Here is an 18,111-nt window from a genome sequence, read left to right on the forward strand (position 1 = left end):
CGGCACTCTGGTGCCACCTTGCACAGGAGAGACGCCATGACCGACCTCGCCGCACCGGTCGCCACCCTCGACCACCGGACCTACGAACTGCTGCTGTCGCTCAAGGACAGCCTCCAGGCACCCGAACCGGCAAGCGGGCAATCCGTGCAACAGGCCAGCCTGCAACTCTGCGAACACCTGCTGCAGCGCTACCGCGCGCCCCGGCCGGCCCGCTGCGAACGCGTCGCCCTGGCCCCCTGGCAGGAGCGCAAGGCCAAGGAGATCATGGCCGGCAGCCTGTCCTCGCGGCTGTTCATCGCCGAGGTGGCCGAGCAGTGCGCACTGTCGCGCAGCCACTTCTCCCGCGCGTTCAAGAAGGCCACCGGGCTGTCGCCCCAGGAATGGTCGCTGCACTACCGCATCCGCCGCGCCAAGGAACTGCTGCTGAACCCGGGCATGCCCATCTCGCGGATCAGCCAGGAATGCGGCTTCTCCGACCAGTCGCATTTCTGCCGCGTGTTCAACAAGCTCGAAGGCACCACCCCGAACAAGTGGCGGCGCTTCCACATGCCCGACATCCAGGCCGCCAGCGCCTGAGCCTTACCCCAAGGGGTAATACCTGAAGGGGTAGACCACCGTTACCGCTGGCTCGATCGCAGGAGCGGGTTCATTGGCCCTGTCTGCGTCAAGTGTTGCCAGGAGGTTTTGGCCAAGCCGATTGCCGAACCTTGCCGATGGTTTCTGTTTCGCCCCCGCTTCATCAACGCTCCAGGGGCCCGGCGGGGTGCTGCCCACTCGACGGGCCATCCCTGGCCCGGCAGCGCTCTCGCGTCTTCGCCGGAATCGTCATCGATGTGCGCATCACGCCCGGTGCGCAGTGGCTTTCGTAGGGTGGCGTAGAGCGAAGCGAAACCCACGCGGTGGGCGTGACAGGGAGCCATGAATGCCCAGGCTTGTGTCTTCGCACGAGCTCGCAACAGCCAACGCAGACGGAGCCAGTTCATTCGCGATGGAGCTTCCGGTCATTCGCAGCCGGCGCCGGCGAGAGGCCTTTCGCGGCTGAAGCCGCTCCTACGGGGGAGCTCCCGGCAGTCCCTGGCCCATTACCCGCGACCGCGCTGCCTGTACCCCGCCGGCGATTCGCCCAGGTGCTGGCGGAACACGCGGCTGAAGGACGCCTGGCTGGGGTAGCCGACTTCCAGGGCGATGGCGCCGATGCTCATCGCCGTGCCTTGCAGCAATTGCTGCGCGCGCTCCAGGCGCAGGCGCGTCACCAGGCTGGCAGGCGGGGTGCCGGCGAGCTGGGTGAAGGCGCGCATGAAGCTGGAGCGCGACATGTTCGCCTCGGCCGCCAGTGCCTCCACCGGCCAGTCGCGCGAGAGATCCGCCAGCAGCGCCAGCGCCGCCTTGCCCAGGCGCCGGTCGCGCAGCAGGGCGAAGATGCCCGGCAGGTCCTGGCGCTCACGCAGGTAGGCGCGCATCACCAGGGTGAAGAGGATCACCGAGAGCCCGTCGACCATCGCCTGGTTGGCCACCTCTTCGCCCTCGGCCTCCAGCCGCATCAGTTCCACCACCGCAGCCAGGCGGCCCTCCGAGGTGGCGCCGGCCTGCACCACCAGCACATCGGGCAAGGCCTCCAGCAGGGTCGCGCGCGGGTTGTAGTGGATGCGCCCGCAGAGCATCTCGAAGCCCTCCCCGCCCTCGCCGATGCGCAAGAGCGGAACGCGCCCGGGCTCTTCGTGCGGGGGCGTCGGGGTGGGCAGGCGGCCCGGCTGGCCGGCCTGCAACAGGTGGGAATCGCTGCGCGGCAGCAGCAGGATCTCCCCCGCGCGCAGGCGTAGGGGCGGCTGGCCGGCGAGCTCAAGGCGGCACTCGCCGCGCAGCAGGATGTGGTAGCTGGCCTGGCCGGCCGGCAGGCGCGGATGGTCCAGGGACCAATTGCCGTGCAGCTGGCAGCGCAGATCCAGCACGCCACGGAGGTTGGCCAGGTCGATCAGGTGGTCGAATGCGTGCATCGGGACGTTTCGGCAAAGGGATGGGCAGGAATGCAAAACGCCGGGAACGCGCCGGCGGGACACTCTCCTCACCGGCCGATGACCGGCCCCGTGCAAAGCTAGGAGAAGCCATCATGCTGTTCAACTGGTCCGACTACGTTCCCGCCGTGAAGAAAGCCTTCGGCAAGCTCGGCAAGTCCCACCCGAAGATGCTCGCCGCCTACCAGGCCCTGGGCGCCGCCGCCAGCGACGGCGACGCGCTCGACGCCAAGACCCGCGAACTGATCGCCATGGCCGTGGCCATCACCACCCGCTGCGACGGCTGCATCGGCGTGCATGCCGAAGCCGCGCGCAAGGCCGGCGCCACCGAGGCCGAACTGGCCCAGGCCCTGGCCACCGCCATCTCGCTGAACGCCGGCGCGGCCTACATCTACTCGCTGCGCGCCCTGGAGGCCTTCGAGCAGACGGCCTGAGGCCCGGCGCCTTACCCGCGCTAGAGCAGCACGCCCTTCACCGGCTGCGCCGGCTCGGGCGCGGGTTCGCCCAGCAGCTCCAGCACCGTGATCTCGATGTTGCGGCACATGGCGTTCAGCGGCAGGTCGTTGGGCTGGGTGTCGAAGGGGTCGGAAATCTGGTCGCCGAGGGCATCCAGGCCGAAGAAGGTGTACGCCAGCACGCAGACCGCGAAGGGCGTGAACCAGCCGATGGCGTCCACCAGGCAGAACGGCAGCAGGAAGCAGTACACGTGGACGATGCGGTGCAGCATGAGGATGTAGGGATAGGGGATGGGCGTGTTCTTGATGCGCTCGCATCCGCCCAGCACGTACGACAAGCGGGTCAGTTGCTCGTCGAGAGACGCCTGGACCCTCTCGCCCGCCCCCGCCTCGCGGCTCGCCGCCATCACGCGCTGGCCGATCAGCCCCAGCAGCGCGCTGGGCACGTTGCCCTTGCCCGCCAGCTGCGCGCGGGCCGGCGCGTCCAGCAGGCGCTGCACGTCGGCGCCATCGCCCGCGCCACGCAGGTGATCGCGCAACGCATGGCTGAAGGCGGCCAGCGCATCCACCAGCCGGCGGCGCTCGGCTGGCGGCATCGCCGGGGTCAGGCTCAGCAGTTGCCGGGTCAGGTTGCGGGTGACGATCAGCAGCTCGCCCCACAACGTGCGTGCCTCCCAGAAGCGCTGGTAGGCCACGGTGTTCCTGAAGCCGAGGAAGATCGCCAGCGTCAGCCCCCAGAGGGTGAAGGGCGTGGCCGTGAGGATCACCTTGTAGTGATAGAGCGTGCCGTGGGTGGCCACCACCACCGAGCTGATCAGCACGGTGAACAGCACCTTGCGCCAGATGGCCGGGATGATCGACCCCTTGAGGGAGAACAGCAGGACCGGGATCGAAGGATTCTGGGGACGGGTGATCATCGGCTAGGCTCGGCAGGCAGGACGGGGATGGGAGCAACTATAGAGCCTGGCGACCCCGTTTGGCCTGCGCCCCACAGCAAATACCAGCCCGCTCGCAACCCTGTGCCGGCGGCGGGTCCTTCGCAGCTGAAGCCGCTCCCACAAGGAGAGCCTCTGCGGTTGGGCCCAATATCGCTGCGTTGGGCCTCGCTGCGCTCGGCACCAACCTACGACGCCGTGCCCAACTCGAACCAGGGCGCCAACCGGTGTGGTGGATGACGCTCCTTTCATCCACCAAGCGACCTTGCAGCACACACGCATGCCTGCCTCAGAAGTCGTACCGCGCCGTCATCCCCAGCGTCCTCGGGGTGCCGAGCACGCCGGTGTAGGCGCCGTTCGGCGAGTTCCACAGGGTGGTGTAGTAGGTCTTGTCGAAGGCGTTCTTCAGCCACAGCGACACGTCCCACTGGCCGTCCCCGAGGTCGCCGCGCACGCCGGTGGCGAGGTTGACCAGGGCGTAGCTGGGCAACTGGGCGTAGCGCGAGTCGTCGATGGTGCCCACCGCGTGGGAGCGGAAGGCGTAGCTGGCGTTGAGGTACGGGCGCACCGTCTCCAGCTGCCATTCGTAGGTGCCGTTGCCGTTGAAGATCCACTTCGAGGCGCCGACCACGTTGTGCCCGCTGAGGTCGCACGAGGCCGGTGCGCCGGGGCGCAGGGCCACTTCCGCCGGGCAGGGGGCGTCCTCGTAGGCGAGGTAGCGCACGTCGTTGTACGAGCCGTTGGCGTTCAGGGTCAGCCCGCGAATGGGGCGCAGGGTCGCCTCGAACTCCGCGCCCCGGCTGCGCACGCTGCCGGCGTTGGTGAGGTAGCTGGTGAGGTTGACGTCGTCGTAGGCGTTGGCCTGATAGCCGTGGACCACCGTCCAGAACAGGTTCGCGTTGAGCTGCAGGCGGTTGTCCAGCAGCGTGCTCTTGATGCCCAGCTCGGCATCATTGGCGCGCTCGGTGCCGATCAGCAGCGAGTCCGCCCCCGCCACCGGGGCGCTGGCCACGCTGAGGTTCACCCCGCCGGACTTCTCGCCATGGGACAGCGAGGCATAGCCCAGCACCCGGTCGTCGAAGCGGTAGGCCAGGCTGAGCAGCGCCGAGGGGCTGAAGCTGTACTGCGCCAGGTCGCCCGAGTCGTAGGCGCCGACCCGCGCATTGCGTACCGAGGCCGCCGCACCGCTCACGGCGGCGCCGCCTACGGGGGCATTGCGCCCGACCCGCGCCTGCTTCTCCTCGTAGGTGCCGCGCACCCCGGCGGTGAAATCGAGGCGCTCGGTGAGGTGCCAGGTGCCCTGGGCGAACAGCGCGAAGCTGTCGGTGTCGATCCGGCCCTTGCCGATGCTGGTGACGTCGTTGAGCGCGCCGGCCGGCGTGCCGTTCCAGGTGTCGGCCAGGGGACCGTAGTACGTGAACACCTCGTTGCGCATTTCCTGGCGGAAGTAATAGGCGCCGAGCACGTAGTCGAAGGCGCCGCCGGTGGGCGATGCCAGGCGCAGTTCCTGGGAGTACTGCTTATCGCGGGCGGACTGGCCGACGTTGTCCATCACCCGCACATTCAGCTCATCGTCGTTGCGCGGGGTGAAGTCCCACCAGCGGTAGGCGCTGATGGAGGTCAGGGTGAAGTCGTTGGGCAGGGTCCAGTTGGCCTCCAGCGAAGTGCCGCCCTGGAACACCTTCACGCTCTGGTCCGCGTCCAGGTTGACGTGGCGCCCGCGCACCAGGCTCGCGCCCACGGCGGCGGCGCGCTGCTCGTAGCGGTTGACGCCGTTGATGGTCGGCCCGGTGCTGAACAGCGAGCGCGTCCCGGCGCTGGAATCCTCTTCGTTGTAGTCGGCGATCCAGCGCAGGTTGAAGGCCTCGTTCGGCTCGAACAGCAATTGCCCACGGAAGCCCTGGCGGGTGCCGCCGCCCAGGGTGTGGCCATCGTGCTCGTTCTCCACGTAGCCGTTCTCGCGGGTGCGGTAGGCCGACAGGCGCCCGGCCAGGGTCTCGCTCAGGGGGCCGGAGAAACTGCCCTGGTTCTGCACGTAGCCGTCCTCGCCGATGGAGCTGGAGACGCTGCCCTCGGCGGTGAAGCTCGGCTTGCGGGTGCCGATGTTGAGCACGCCGGCGGTGGTGTTCTTGCCGAACAGCGTGCCCTGCGGGCCGCGCAGCAATTCCAGCTGCTCGATGTCCAGCAGGTCGAATACCGCCATCCCCGGGCGCCCCAGGTAGACGTTGTCCAGGTAGATGCCGGCGCTGCCTTCCAGGCCATCGCTGGCCGGGTTGTTGCCCAGGCCACGGATGGACAGGCTCGACTGCCGCGCATGCATGAAGGCGACATTGAGGCTGGGCATCGCCTGCTGCAGGTCCTGCACGCGGTACAGGCGCTGCTCTTCCAGGGTCTGTGCCGAAAGCACGGTCATCGGTGTCGGCACCGACTGCGCCTCTTCGGTGCGGCGGCGGGCGTTGACCGTCACCGCTTGCAGGGTGGTGTCACCGGCCGTGGCGCCGGGTGTGCGCCCGGCCGCCGAGGCATGGCCCGGCGCGCAGGCCAGGGCGACGAGGGTGGGAACCAGCATCCGCAGGGCGGACGCGCAGGGGGGCCGGTTGAAGGGCGTGGTCATCATGGACTCCGGTCATGAGTGGACCCTCGCTGCGCGTGGTCTGCGTAAGCGTGATCGGGTGGTGGTCGTGGGTGGATGGGTGAAGCCGCGCGGTCAGCCGCGCAGCCAGGGGATGTCCCGCGCCGGGTAGCGGTGCGCGCGGAAGATGGCGTTGTTCTCGCCCGGCAGGTAGGCCCGCGAGGCGGCGTCCGGGTAGGCGGCAAAATGCGGGTTGATGTACTCCCACACCACGGCGCCCTCGCGGGTGACCTCGAACAGCCGGCCGAAGTTGGCCTCGGTGATCAGCGTGTTGCCGTTCTCCAGGCGCTGGGCACCGCCCATGAAGGGGGTGAAGAAGGCGTAGCCGGGGGTGTCGGCGTACTGCCATTCGATGCGCTGGGCGATGGGGTCGACCTCGATCACCCGCGAATGGGGCATGGAGATGTGCGGGCGCGAGATGCCGTTGTCGAACACCAGCACGCGGCCGTCCTCCAGCTCACTGGGGCAATGCTGCTGGGCGACGATGTCGTGGCCCAGGCGCCAGAGCACGCGGCCGCTGGCCCGCTCCACGGCGATCACCGAGGAGACGCTGCGCAGGCTGAGGATCACCTTGCCGTCGCGCCCAGGGCTCACCGCGTTGGTCATCGGCCAGTGGTAGCGCTCGAAGCAGTCGTGCAGCGGGTAGTCCTCCGGCGCCAGGTGCTCCCAGCTGCGCCATTCCCAGAGGGTGGCACCGGTGCGGTCGACCTCCTTGACCACGTCGCCATAGATCACCCCGCCCGGCGCCTCGCTGCCGGGGATGCCGCCCTGCACGCGCGCGGCGATGGGCTTGGGCAAGGGCTCGGCGGTGGTGTAGAGCAGGTTGCCGTTGGCCAGCCACTGGGCGTCGTGGTGGTGGGCGAGATCGGTGTGCTGCCAGACCACCTCGCCCTCCGGGGTCACCTCGGAGAAGGCGCCGCCGTGCCACACCGACCAGCCCGGGAACAGCTCGGGCGAGTCCGGGTGGTTGCCGTTGTAGCCGAGGTTGCCGTTGGCCAGCAGCACCGCATCGCGGCCGGGGCGCTGCGGCAGTTGCCAGCGGTGCACCTCGTTGCCGTCGATGTCGATGAGGAAGACCTTGCCGCCGGCGGTCTGCGGGGCGAACAGGGTATAGCCGCCGGCGGAGCGCTCGTGGTCGACGGCGATCAGGCCGGTGGCGTGGCGGCGCAGGGTGGTGGAATCGAGTGGGGGCATGGGGTTTCTCCGGGTGAGCGCCGCCCTGCCGGCGGGTGCGGCATGGCGGTCGGGCTGGGGGGTCAGTGGGCGCTGGGGAGCAGGCGGTTGTAACGGTCGTCGAAGGCCTCGCCCACCTGCAGCGGCCGGGGGATCAGCCGCGCCTCGGCGAAGGCGTCGGCCAGGCGCTGCTGCAGGGCGCTGACGCGGCCGTCCAGGGGCACGTAGCGCAGGCTCTGCTGCTGCAGCATCTCCTGCACCAGGGGCAGCGGCAGGCGGGTGACGCCGGCCAGGTGCTCCGCCCAGGGGCCGGGGTTGGCGGTGGCCCAGGCCTGGGCGCGGGCCAGGCGCTGGACGAAGTCGCCCAGCAGGTCGGCCTTCAGCGGGTCGTTCAGGGCGGCCAGGCTGGCGACGGTGAAGTTGAGGCCGGTCTCGGGCCAGGGGCTGCCATCCACAAGGCGCCGCGCGCCCCGTGAGGTGGCCTGGCCGACGAAGGGGTACCACACCGCCCAGGCGTCGAGGCGGCCGCTGGCGAAGGCGTTCTGAGCATCCACGGGGCTGGCGTAGAGCACCTGTATATCACCGATCTTCAGCCCCGCGCCGGCCAGCGCGGCCAGCAGCAGGTAGTGGCCGCTGGAGCCCTTGGCCACGGCGACGCGCTTGCCCTTGAGCTCGGCGACGCTGTGCAGGGGCGAATCCGCCGGTGCCAGCAGCGCGTTGTTGTTCTGCGCGCCTTCGGCGGCGGCGATGATGCGCACGTCGAAGCCACCGGCCTGGGCGAACACCGGCGGCGCGTTGCCCACCACGCCCACGTCCACGGCGGCGGCGTTGAGCGCCTCCATCAGCGCCGGCCCGGCGGTGAAGGGGTGCCAGTCGAGGCGGTACGGCAAGTCGCGGTCCTCACCCGCCGCCGCCAGCAGCGCCTGGACCAGGCCGCTCTGGTCGCCCACCTCCAGCTCGGCGCCGGCCAGCTCGGTGGCGGGCCGGGCCGCCAGGGGCGACGGCTCGGCGTGGGCCGGCCCGGCGCACAGCAGGGCGAGCAGTGGCAGGTGCTTGGCAGCGGAAAGGAATCGGCGCATCGTCGCGGGTCTCTGAATCAAGGCTGGCCCCAGTATGTCGACGCCCCGCGCTCGCCTCCATGTCAAACACCCCACCTTTTCTGCCATCGCGGCGCCCCGCTCCGTGCTGGTCCTGGCCTTCCCCGGCGCCCTGCTGCTGAATGCCGCCGGGCCCCTGGAGGTGTTCGCCGCCGCGCCCCGCGTGCTCGGTGGCGAGCTGGCCGAGCACCCGCCCTACCGCGTGGTGCTGGCCTCCCCCGAGGGCGGCGAAATCGAGACCATTTCCGGCATCCAGGTGTGCACCCGCTCGCTGGAGCAGGTGGCGCGCGAGGTGCCGGACATCGACACGCTGATCGTCATCGGCGGGCCGGGCGTGTCGCGGCTGGAGACCGATGCCGACGCCATCGCCTGGCTGCGTCGCCATGCCCCCAGCGCCCGCCGCCTGTGCTCGGTGGGCACAGGCGCCTTCGCCCTGGCCGCTGCAGGCCTGCTGGACGGGCGCCGCGTGGTGACCCACTGGAAGTTCGCCGAGGACCTGCAACAGGGCTACCCGGCGCTGCGCGTGGAACGCGACGCGCTGTACCTGCACGACGACAACCTGTGGACCTGCGGCGGCGCCTCGGCGGGCATCGACCTCGGCCTCGCCCTGCTGGAGCAGGACCTCGGCCCCCACGCCGCCCTGGCGCTGGCGCGCTACTTCACCCTGTTCATCCACCGTTCGGCCGAGCAGCCGCAGCTCAGCGCCTCGCTGAAGGCGCAGAGCGACGCCCTGCGCAGCGACCGTGACCTGCGCCTGGTGCGCCTGCACGCCTGGATGGCGGAGAACCTCGACGCCGATTTGCGCGTCGAGCGCCTGGCCGAACGCGTCGGCATGAGTCCGCGCCACTTCGCCCGTGCCTATGCCGCCGCCACCGGCGGCACCCCGGCCCAGGCCGTGGAGACACTGCGCCTGGAAGCCGCCTGCCGGCTGCTGGAAACCAGCGCCGAGCCCATCAAGCGCATCGCCGAGACCACCGGCTTCGGCAACGAGGAACGCATGCGCCGCAGCTTCCAGCGCCAGCTCGGCACCAGCCCCCTCGCCTACCGCGCCCAGGCCCGCGCCCCGCAACAGACCGACAGCCTCCCCGCCCAGGGCCAGACCGGCTACCGCCATGACAACCGCCTCGCCATCGCCCTGGAGCAGCTGGCGCAATAGGGGCCGGCGGCAAGTCTTTCGCGGCTGAAGCCGCTCCCACACGTAGGATGGGTAGAGCCGTGCGAAACCCATGCTGCACCGCCGCGCAGAGCTGACCCTGCGTAGATACCGTCTTGATTCCTAGTGAGCAAGGGCCAGTTTTGCGTCAAATGGCCGGCCTGATTTCAAGACGCCGTAGGCGATGCTCAGCAGCTTGCGCATCGCTGCGCAGACGATCTGCTTGCCGGTCTTGCCCTTCGCCCTCAACCGTTCGCTCAGGGCCCTGATCGCCTCGTTGTACGTCAGGGCGCTGATCGCGGGCATGAACAGGCCGGCCCGCAGGCGCGATGAGCCCGTCTTGGAGATGCGCGTTTGTCCCCGGTGGTTCCCGGATTCCTGCAGCCGCGGATTGAGCCCGGCAAAGGCAGTGACGGCGCGGCTGTTGGCGAAGCGCAGTGGGTCGCCCAGCTCCGCCAGGAGCAGGGCAGCGGTCTTGTCGGCGATCCCGTCGATGCTGGTCAGCAGGTCGCGCTTGCCGCGCAGATCCGGGTCGTTGTCGATGTGGTCGTCGATCGCCTTGAGGGTCTCTTCGATCTCCTGCCCGACATGTTCCAGCACCGACTGGATCGAGGCCTGGACGCTGGCATCGGCCACTTCCAGGCGGTTGCGCTCCATCTGCTCGATTTCGCGCAGGTCCTCCAGGCGCCGTACCAGGGCTTTCAAGCGCCGCACGGCACGGGGCTCGGGTTGCCAGGGACGCAGACTGTCCTGATGGCGCTCGCCGTATTCGGCGATCAGCTTGGCGTCGACCTTGTCGGTCTTCACCCGCTGCAACTGGCTACGGGCGTAGTGGGCGATCTGCGCCGGGTTGAGGACACAGACCCGATAGCCGTGCTCCAACAGCCATTCGGCCAGGGCTTCATGGTAGATGCCGGTGGCCTCCATCACGACCCAGGCACCGGGTTCGCTGTGTTTGTTCAGCCAGTCGCGCAAGACGGCGAAACCCGCTTTGTCGTTGGCCAGCTTGGCCTTGGTGCGGTACTTGCCGTTGGGCTGCAGGGTGGCGAGGTCAAAGGTGTGTTTGGCGATGTCGAGGCCGATGACGCTGGGCATGAGTACTCCTTCCGATCCGTTCAGACGCGATCATCACTGCACCCGACCCAACCTTGTAGATGCGAGCTCGAGGCTCTGGATACCGTTCGGATTTTTCGAGTGAGTGTGGAGGGGCGGAGCACTATCTACGTTGCAGGCTCGCGGCCTAAGGGTGGACACGACTTCCAGCCCCTCCCCGATGATCAGTCGGGGACTATTACCCCTGTGGAGGTATTTAGTCGAGATACAAGGGTGGATGACGCTCTTTTCATCCACCAGCGGGGTGGCCGGCGAGCACCCGCAGTGCCTCGGGGAACACCGTGGGAGGGCAGCCCTGCGGGCTGCTTGGCGACTGAAGTCGCCCCTACAGTCGCCCCGGCAGTCGCCGTACGATCGCCCCTACGCGGCACGTGGCGGTATCAGCGATACCGTTATGCGAAAACGATCTATCAATCTAATTTTTACATCCTTCAGGGAATTAAGGCGGCGCTCTATAGTGCGGGTCCCAGCCCTCCCCGCACGTCCGGAAGCGTGCTCGCACAAGGATTCCTGCATGTCCCCTCGCCTGTTGTTCCCCGCCCTCCTCCTGGCCCTGGCGGGATGCGCGGCGACGCCGCCCGCGTCGGTCCACACCACCAACCCCACCAGCTCCACCCTGCAGGGCGACGCCTCGCGGCCGGCGCAGGCGCATTGGCTGCGCACCGAGCTGTACTTCTCCGTGGGCCCGCTGGAGGGTGGCCCGGGCAGCGTCAGCCCGGCGCGCTGGCGCGAGTTCATCGACCAGGAGGTGACGGCGCGCTTCCCCGACGGCTTCACCGCCTATGACGCCTACGGCCAGTGGCGCGACAAGGGAGCCGCGCAACCCGAGCGCCTGAGCACCAAGGTCATCGTCATCCTCCACGAGGACACCCCGCGCCACGACGCCAATATCGAAGCCATCCGCCTGGCCTGGAAACGCATCACCGGCGACCTCTCGGTGCTGCGCCTGTCGCAACCGGCGGACGTGTCGTTCTGATGGCCGACTACCGGGAAACCCTCTACGAGGGCTACGGCCAGCAGCTGCGCATCGATGAGCTGCTGCATGAAGGCCATACCGACCAGCAGCACCTGGTGATCTTCCGCAACGCCCGCTTCGGCCGCGTCATGGCCCTGGACGGCGTGGTACAGACCACCGAGGCCGACGAATTCATCTACCACGAGACGCTGGCCCACGTGCCGATCCTCGCCCACGGCGCGGTACGCCGGGTGCTGGTGATCGGCGTCGGGGACGGCGGCATCCTGCGCGAGATCGTGCGCCATGCCGGCATCGAGGAAATCGTCGCGGTGGAGATCGACGCCGAGGTGATCGCGCTGTGCCGCGAGCACCTGCCGCAGCATTCGGCCGGCGCGCTGGACGACCCGCGCCTGCGCCTGGTGATCGGCGACGGTCTGGATTTCGTCGCCACCACCGAGGAGCGCTTCGATGTGATCATCAGCGACTCCACCGACCCGGGCGGCCCCGCCAGCAGCCTGTTCGGCGCCGACTTCTACCGCAACTGCCAGCGCTGCCTGAACGCCGACGGCGTGCTCGCCACCCAGAACGGCGTGCCCTTCCTGCAGCCGGACGAGCTGAGCGGCACCGCGCGCCACCTGGCGGCCACCTTCGCCGACTGGGGCTTCTTCCTCGCGGCGGTGCCCACCTACATCGGCGGCGCCATGAGCTTCGGCTGGGCCAGCAACAGCCACCGCGCCCGCGCCACCGACCTCGCCACCCTGCAGCAACGCTTCGCTGCCAGCGGCCTGCGCACCCGCTACTACAACGCCGAGGTGCACCAGGCCGCATTCGCCCTGCCGCAGTACATGCGCGAGTTGATCGAAGGGTGAATTTCCCCGCGCAGGCGCCAGGCCGGACGTAGGGTGGACCGCGCTTCATCGGTCCACCGTTCGTGCTCGCCGGTCACTCCGCCTGGTGGATGAAAAGAGCGTCATCCACCCTACGCAAGCCCATCATTCGTGCTCTGCCTTCAGGGCGCCAGCTGGCGGTTCTTCACGCGGTCGTCGGTCCAGTCGGGGTCGCTGGCGGTGACGGGGCTGGAGACCTTGAGCACCGCCATGCCATGCCGGGCGAGGAATACTGCGCCGATCTCGGCCAGGGCCTCGCGGTTGGCGGCGTTGTCGGCGTGGATCAGCAAGAGGATGCGCGAGGGCAGCTTCTCCGGCTTGCCGCTCGGCCCGCGCCACTGGCCGTTGACGTCGTACCAGCTGAGGCCGTCGGGGAAGCGCGGCGTCACCTCCTCGGCGAGGAAGCGCTCCCACGCTGCAGGCTCGATGGCGCCGAAGTAGAGCTCGGTGCGCAGCATGGCGTGCTCCCGTGGGTGGCCATCGCCGGCCAGCGGGCTGCGGCTTGCCAGCAGCAGTGCGGCACCGGCCAAGGATGCCACCAGGACCACCACCACCAGCCCGCGTAGCAATTTCCAGACAGTCATGAGAGCACCTCGCCTTCGCCGGTCGCCGAACCGCCGCGCCAGGCCAGCAGCCCCTGCAACAGCGCGCCCAGGGCGAGCACGGCGACGCCGACGAAGGCGCCGTAGCCGACATAGGCCAGGCTCGACCAGAGCATGTACAGGCACAGGGCGAAGAACAGCAGCGGCAGCAGCGGATAGAGCGGCACCCGCACCGGCCTCGGCACCTCGGGGTGGCGACGGCGGAGGATGATCAGCGCCAGGCTGCTGAGGGCCATGAACAGCCAGTAGACCGGGGTCATGTATTCCACCATGGCGTTGAAGCCGCTCTCGGCGAAGCTGCCGAAGGCCACCAGCAGCAGCGCCACGCCGCCTTCGGCGAGCAGTGCACGGCGCGGCACGCCGTGGCTGTCGTCCCAGTGGCCGAGGCGGTGCAGCGAGGGCACGTCGCGGGCAGCGGCGTAGGTGGTGCGGGCACCGACCATCAGCGTGGAGTTGATGCTGGCCACGGCGGAAACGCCCACCACCAGCAGGATCACGCCGACACCCGGTGCACCGAAGGCGCGGCCCAGCAGCTCCACCGCCGGTGCGCCGCTGGCCGCCAGGCCATCGAACCCCAGGCCCTGGATGAAGGCCCAGTTCAGCGCCAGGTAGATGCCCAGCAGGAGCAGCAGCGCGCCGAGCATGGCGATGAAGAGCCCGCGCCGGCCGTCACGGATCTCCGCCGACAGCGTGGCCGCGTCGCTCCAGCCACCGAAGGCGAGGAAGACGAAGATCATCGCCGCCGAGAAGCCCGCCACCCCGCCGCTTTCCGACGGCAGCGGATTGCTCGGCGGCGGCACTGCGACGCCCTGCCAGGCCAGCCAGGCGCCGCCCGAGACAATGGTCAGGAAGCCCAGGGTGAGCAGGCTCACCAGCAGCGTCTGGGTGAGGAAGCCGACCCGCACGCCGAGCAGGTTGACCAGCACCAGGGCGACGATCAGCGCCCCGGCGAACAGCCCTGCACCGTGGTGCCCGAGGGGCAGCACGGCGGTGAAGTAGTCGGCGAAGAGAAAGGCCGAGAGCGCGATCCAGCCGGTGTGCAGCACGGCGAAGCGCGACCAGGCGAAGAGGAAGCCCACCCGCTCGCCGTAGGCACGGTGGAGGAAGTGGTAGTCGCCGCCGGGGTGGGGAAAGGCCGTGGCCATTTCGGCGAAGCACAGCGCGCCGACCATGGACAGCAGGCCGCCAAGCACCCACACCAGGTAGAAATGCTCGGCGCCGACGTTGAGCGCCACGGTGGGCGCGGTCTTGAGGATATCGGTGGTGATCACCATGCCCAGGGTCACCAGCAGCGCCTGCAGCACGCCGAGGTGACGCCGTGGCCCGGCGCTTGGGGTGTCGCTCATGCCCGCCTCCGGCAGGGGCCTGGCCGCCCCGGGTGGGCGGCCGGCTCGGTCAGAAGCCGTAGGTGGCGCGGGCGTAGTAGTACGCGCCGTTGGAGCCGACCGGCGAGAGCACGTCGTACGGCAGGTTGCCGCCGTAGTTGATCTCCGAGCTGGAGCGCTCCGGGTACTGGTCGGTGAGGTTGTTGCCGCCCAGGGCGACGCTGAACTGCGGGGTGAACTTGTATTGCACCTCGGCATCGAGCTGCCACACGGCGTCGTAGGTCTGCTCCGGCTGCGAGGTGCCGAAGTCGAACACGCGGGTGGTCTCGCCCTGGCGGGTGAGGCGGCCCAGCAGGCTCCAGTTGGCGTTGCTCCAGGTGGTGGAGAGGACGAAGCGATCACGCGGTGCGGCGTCGGTGAGGGTGTTGCGCTCCTCCACGCCCACCAGCGCGTCGTTGCCGATGCCCAGGGCGGCGAGCTGCGACGGCGTGCCCTTGGTGGCGGTGACCTTGGTGTGGTTGTAGGTGTAGGCGGTGGTCACCCCCAGTTGGCCGTCGGCGAAGGGCTGGTGATAGTTGAGCACCAGCTCGGCCCCGTCGGTGCGGGTGTCGGCGGCGTTGGTGAAGAAGTTGACGTCGTGCACCCCGGCCACGCCGAAGTTGTCCAGCACGTACTGCTCCAGGGCGTCGCTGCCGATGCGCTGGGACAGGGTGATGCGGTCCTTCACGTCGATGCGGAACACGTCGAACGACAGGTCGAAGCGCTCGCTCAGCTGGGCGGTGAGGCCGATGCTGAAGTTCTTCGAGGTCTCCGGGTCCAGGTCCTCGGCACCCAGGGCGCGGGCGATGGGGTCGTTGACCGAGAGCACGCGGATGTCGGTGAGGGTGCCGCCGGTGCCGAAGTTGCTGGTGGTGTGCTGGAAGCCCACCTGGGCCAGGGACGGCGCGCGGAAGTTGTTGGACACGGCGCCGCGCAGGGCCACGGCGTCGGTCAGGCGGTAACGGCCGCTGAGCTTGCCGGTGAGCTTGCTGCCGGCGTCGTCGTAGCGCTCCCAGCGGGTGGCGGCATCGACGAACAGGCGGTCGGTGAGGTCCCCCGAGAGCTCGGCGTAGGTGCCGAACACGTTGCGGTCCAGGTCCACTTCCTCGCTGGGGCGCAGGCCGCTGGCACCGTCGGCGCCGGTGCCGACGTAGGAGGCCTCGTCGCCGGCGCGGGTCAGGTAGTTCTCGTAGCGGTACTCGCCGCCCAGGGCCAGGGCGAAGGATGTGCCCAGCAGGCTCAGCTCGCGGGTGAAGTCGAGGTTGCCTACAGTCTGGCGCAGCTCGTACTCGCCGGTGTCGAAGCGGGTCGGTGAGGCGGCGCCGAGGGAGGCGTTGAGGGTGCGCTTGGTGGCGGATTCGAACAGGTTGCGGCCGTGGGTGAGGCTGGCATCGTAGTCCCAGTCTTCGCCGATCAGGCCCTTGAAGCCGCCGGTGAGGGACAGGTCCTGGTTGGTGCCGAGGGACTGCGGCAGGAAGCCGTTGGGGTAGAACGCCGGCTGCTCGCTGGGGTAGCGGTAGAACTCGGCACCGGTGGTGGTGCGGTGGTTGTAGGTGCCGAAGGTGTAGGCCTCGATGTCGCCCAGGGCCAGCTTGCCGTTGAACCAGGTGTTGATGTCGCGGGCGTCGCCGTCGCCCATCACGTAGTTGCGCTGGCCGGGGGTGTCGGCGAAGCCGTCTAAGCCGGCGCGGTTGGTGGGGTTGCGGTCCTTGTATTCGGCGCCGCCGCGGATGAAACCGTCCTCACCCAGGCGCGTGCCGATCTTGGCCGTGGTGGCGCTGTTCTGGCCGTCGGTGGTGGTCTCGTGGATGGCGCTCTGGTGGGTGTGGTAGGCGCCATAGGTGGTGGAGACCTCGCCGCCTTCAGGGGCGTCGTCGAGGATGATGTTGATCACCCCGGCGATGGCATCGGAGCCGTACTGGGCGCCGGCGCCGTCACGCAGCACTTCGATGCGTTTCACCGCGCTGATGGGGATGGAGTTGAAGTCCACCGGGGCGGTACCACGGCCGATCTTCGAGGAATCGTTGACCAGCGCCGAGGTGTGGCGGCGCTTGCCGTTGACCAGCACCAGCACCTGGTCCGGGCTCATGCCGCGCAGCTGGGCGGCACGCACGTGGTCGGCGCCGCCGGAGTTGGACTGGCGCGGCAGGCTGAAGGACGGCAGCAGCGTCTGCAGGGCCTGGCCCAGTTCGCCGTTGACCGCGCCGGTGGACTTCAGGTCCTCGGCGGTGAGCACGTCCACCGGCACGGGCGAATCGAGCACGGTGCGGTTCTTGGCGCGGGTGCCGGTGACCAACACGGTGCCGAGGCGGGTCGAATCGTCGGCGCTGCTGGTGGCTTCCTGGGCGTGTGCGGGGGCTTGCGCCAATGCCGTGAGCACGGCGGCGCCCAACAAGGGGAAGGAACGGCGATGCATGCGAATTACTCCTTGGTCGCACTTTTGACGGGCAGTTGGCCAACCCCTGGAAGTTGCCGTCCCGACAGATGGATGCTGTTTTAAATGGTCTTCAAGTTGCCATCGCGAAGTTGAACGGAAGCGCCCGCTTAACAGCGGCGGCACGTTCTGATTCGTCGTGCAACGGGGGCAGTGCCGACCGGGTCCTGCCTCTTTGCGAGGTGGCCTGGTATCTCGTTTTAGAGCGGCATCCATGCCTGATGGGGTGTCCTGGAGGCCGATCCTAGACGAGCCCGCCGGACGGGCAAAATAACGAATAACACTTAGGTTATATCGCGCAGCCGGCTTATAAGCGGAATCAAGAAAGTTGCTGCTACAGCAGCAATAGATGTTGCTGGAGCAGCACTGGAAATACAGTTCAAGTTCAATTCCTGGTTATTGAACCTGGCAATTAATGGAACTTTGCTTGGCAAGTTTCGCGGGCGCGGAAGAGCACGTTCCAATAAGGGGTGCTGGAAGTTGAGCCCACCTTCGCTGGTGGAGGTAAAAAGCGACCTCCACCCTACGCCAGGCTCTGGCCCCGGAGCACAGCGTATTGCCGGGTGCAGGGTGGACCACGCTTCACCGGTCCACCCTGCGGGGGGCCTTACTCCGCTGGCCTGCGTCGTTCAGTCGTACGCCTTGCGCTGCCACTCGTCCTCGGGGATGTCCAGCGCCTCGCCGGAGAAGCGCTGTTCGAGGAAGGGGTCGGCGTGCAGGTGGAAGCCATTGCGCTCCCAGAAGCCCGGCGCCTCCTCGGTGGTGAACTCCAGGGCGCGCAGCCACTTGGCGCTCTTCCAGAAGTAGCGTCCGGCCACCAGCAGGCGCAGCGGCCAGCCGTGCTGGGGCGTCAGCGGCTGGTCGTTGTAGGCCAGCGCCAGCAGGCTGTCGGGATGCAGCAGGTCGGCCAGGGCGAGGTTGGTCTGGTAGTCCGTGTCGGCGTGGGCCATGACGAAGGCGCCCTGCGGCTCGATGCCGTGGGCCTGCAGCAGGTCGCCCAGGTGCACGCCGCGCCAGCGGGTGTCGAACTTCGACCAGCGGGTAACGCAGTGGATGTCGCAGCGCACCTCGCGCTGCGGCAGCTGCAACAGGTCGTCGAAGCGCAGCTCCAGGGGCCTGGACAGCGCGCCGTGCAGGCGCAGCGACCAGTCGGCCAGCCTGTACTGCGGCACCTCGCCCTCGTGAAGGATGGGGAAGCGCTCGGTGAGCACCTGCCCCGGTGGCAGGCGCGTGCCGTGGGCCGGGTCGTTCTTCACCGCCCTCGCCTTGCGCAACCGTGATGCCTTGTCGTGCATGTCG

The 18,111-nt window shown here is 68.9% G+C and carries 15 protein-coding genes; 5 read left to right on the forward strand and 10 right to left on the reverse strand.

Annotated elements, in window-relative coordinates; all coding sequences use genetic code 11:
• Window positions 1–36 precede the first annotated feature (36 nt).
• Entirely contained in the window at window positions 37–576 is a 540-nt protein-coding gene (locus PHLH3_RS30455; RefSeq protein ID WP_244862901.1) for an AraC family transcriptional regulator, read from the forward strand.
• 506 nt (window positions 577–1,082) lie between these two features.
• Here PHLH3_RS30455 and PHLH3_RS17645 read toward each other — a convergent pair.
• On the reverse strand, window positions 1,083–1,994 hold the full coding sequence (locus PHLH3_RS17645) for a cupin domain-containing protein (RefSeq protein WP_213625161.1): 912 nt from the start codon (window positions 1,992–1,994) through the stop codon (window positions 1,083–1,085).
• Window positions 1,995–2,107: 113 nt separating this feature from the next.
• Between PHLH3_RS17645 and PHLH3_RS17650 the strand changes: the two genes are divergently transcribed.
• Window positions 2,108–2,446 carry a carboxymuconolactone decarboxylase family protein gene (locus tag PHLH3_RS17650; RefSeq protein ID WP_021220047.1) on the forward strand — a complete coding sequence of 113 codons (339 nt, stop codon included), beginning with the start codon at window positions 2,108–2,110 and terminating at the stop codon, window positions 2,444–2,446.
• Between the two features lie 20 nt (window positions 2,447–2,466).
• Here the strand turns inward: PHLH3_RS17650 and PHLH3_RS17655 are convergent, their stop codons facing one another.
• From PHLH3_RS17655 to PHLH3_RS17670, 4 genes are all read right to left on the reverse strand, one after another.
• On the reverse strand, window positions 2,467–3,384 hold the full coding sequence (locus PHLH3_RS17655) for a bestrophin family protein (RefSeq protein WP_213625162.1): 918 nt from the start codon (window positions 3,382–3,384) through the stop codon (window positions 2,467–2,469).
• 307 nt (window positions 3,385–3,691) lie between these two features.
• Window positions 3,692–6,016, reverse strand: a complete 2,325-nt coding sequence (locus tag PHLH3_RS17660; RefSeq protein ID WP_244862902.1) for a TonB-dependent receptor — start codon at window positions 6,014–6,016, stop codon at window positions 3,692–3,694.
• Between the two features lie 93 nt (window positions 6,017–6,109).
• The gene (locus PHLH3_RS17665; RefSeq protein ID WP_213625164.1) at window positions 6,110–7,228 is read right to left on the reverse strand and encodes an aryl-sulfate sulfotransferase; all 1,119 of its coding nucleotides are present in this window, start codon (window positions 7,226–7,228) and stop codon (window positions 6,110–6,112) included.
• 62 nt (window positions 7,229–7,290) lie between these two features.
• On the reverse strand, window positions 7,291–8,286 hold the full coding sequence (locus PHLH3_RS17670; protein WP_213625165.1) for an ABC transporter substrate-binding protein: 996 nt from the start codon (window positions 8,284–8,286) through the stop codon (window positions 7,291–7,293).
• A gap of 103 nt (window positions 8,287–8,389) precedes the next feature.
• Between PHLH3_RS17670 and PHLH3_RS17675 the strand changes: the two genes are divergently transcribed.
• Window positions 8,390–9,460 (forward strand): helix-turn-helix domain-containing protein, encoded by a 1,071-nt coding sequence (locus PHLH3_RS17675; RefSeq protein WP_333781760.1) that lies wholly within the window; start codon window positions 8,390–8,392, stop codon window positions 9,458–9,460.
• Window positions 9,461–9,580: 120 nt separating this feature from the next.
• Here the strand turns inward: PHLH3_RS17675 and PHLH3_RS17680 are convergent, their stop codons facing one another.
• Complete coding sequence (locus PHLH3_RS17680; RefSeq protein ID WP_213624885.1) at window positions 9,581–10,552, reverse strand: IS110 family transposase; 972 nt, start codon at window positions 10,550–10,552, stop codon at window positions 9,581–9,583.
• A gap of 532 nt (window positions 10,553–11,084) precedes the next feature.
• On the opposite strand from PHLH3_RS17680, the gene PHLH3_RS17685 reads away from it, so the two are divergent.
• Both PHLH3_RS17685 and speE read left to right on the forward strand, forming a co-directional pair.
• The gene (locus tag PHLH3_RS17685; RefSeq protein ID WP_213625167.1) at window positions 11,085–11,546 is read left to right on the forward strand and encodes a DUF3574 domain-containing protein; all 462 of its coding nucleotides are present in this window, start codon (window positions 11,085–11,087) and stop codon (window positions 11,544–11,546) included.
• On the forward strand, window positions 11,546–12,394 hold the full coding sequence (gene speE, locus PHLH3_RS17690) for a polyamine aminopropyltransferase (RefSeq protein WP_213625168.1): 849 nt from the start codon (window positions 11,546–11,548) through the stop codon (window positions 12,392–12,394). Before PHLH3_RS17685 ends, speE begins: the two co-directional genes overlap by 1 nt.
• Window positions 12,395–12,534: 140 nt before the next feature.
• Here speE and PHLH3_RS17695 read toward each other — a convergent pair whose 3' ends face one another.
• The 4 genes from PHLH3_RS17695 to PHLH3_RS17710 all read right to left on the reverse strand — a co-directional run bounded on the left by PHLH3_RS17695 (window position 12,535) and on the right by PHLH3_RS17710 (window position 18,107).
• The gene (locus PHLH3_RS17695) at window positions 12,535–12,996 is read right to left on the reverse strand and encodes a DUF3574 domain-containing protein (RefSeq protein ID WP_244862903.1); all 462 of its coding nucleotides are present in this window, start codon (window positions 12,994–12,996) and stop codon (window positions 12,535–12,537) included.
• Entirely contained in the window at window positions 12,993–14,360 is a 1,368-nt protein-coding gene (locus PHLH3_RS17700; protein ID WP_213625169.1) for an APC family permease, read from the reverse strand. Before PHLH3_RS17700 ends, PHLH3_RS17695 begins: the two co-directional genes overlap by 4 nt.
• A gap of 49 nt (window positions 14,361–14,409) precedes the next feature.
• Complete coding sequence (locus PHLH3_RS17705) at window positions 14,410–16,794, reverse strand: TonB-dependent receptor (RefSeq protein WP_213625170.1); 2,385 nt, start codon at window positions 16,792–16,794, stop codon at window positions 14,410–14,412.
• Window positions 16,795–17,441: 647 nt separating this feature from the next.
• Window positions 17,442–18,107, reverse strand: coding sequence for a sulfite oxidase-like oxidoreductase (locus tag PHLH3_RS17710; RefSeq protein ID WP_213625171.1), 666 nt, complete (start codon window positions 18,105–18,107; stop codon window positions 17,442–17,444).
• Between the last annotated feature and the right edge of the window lie 4 nt (window positions 18,108–18,111).

Origin of the sequence: Pseudomonas sp. Pc102, from assembly GCF_018408275.1 — a bacterium.
Lineage (GTDB): Bacteria > Pseudomonadota > Gammaproteobacteria > Pseudomonadales > Pseudomonadaceae > Metapseudomonas > Metapseudomonas tohonis.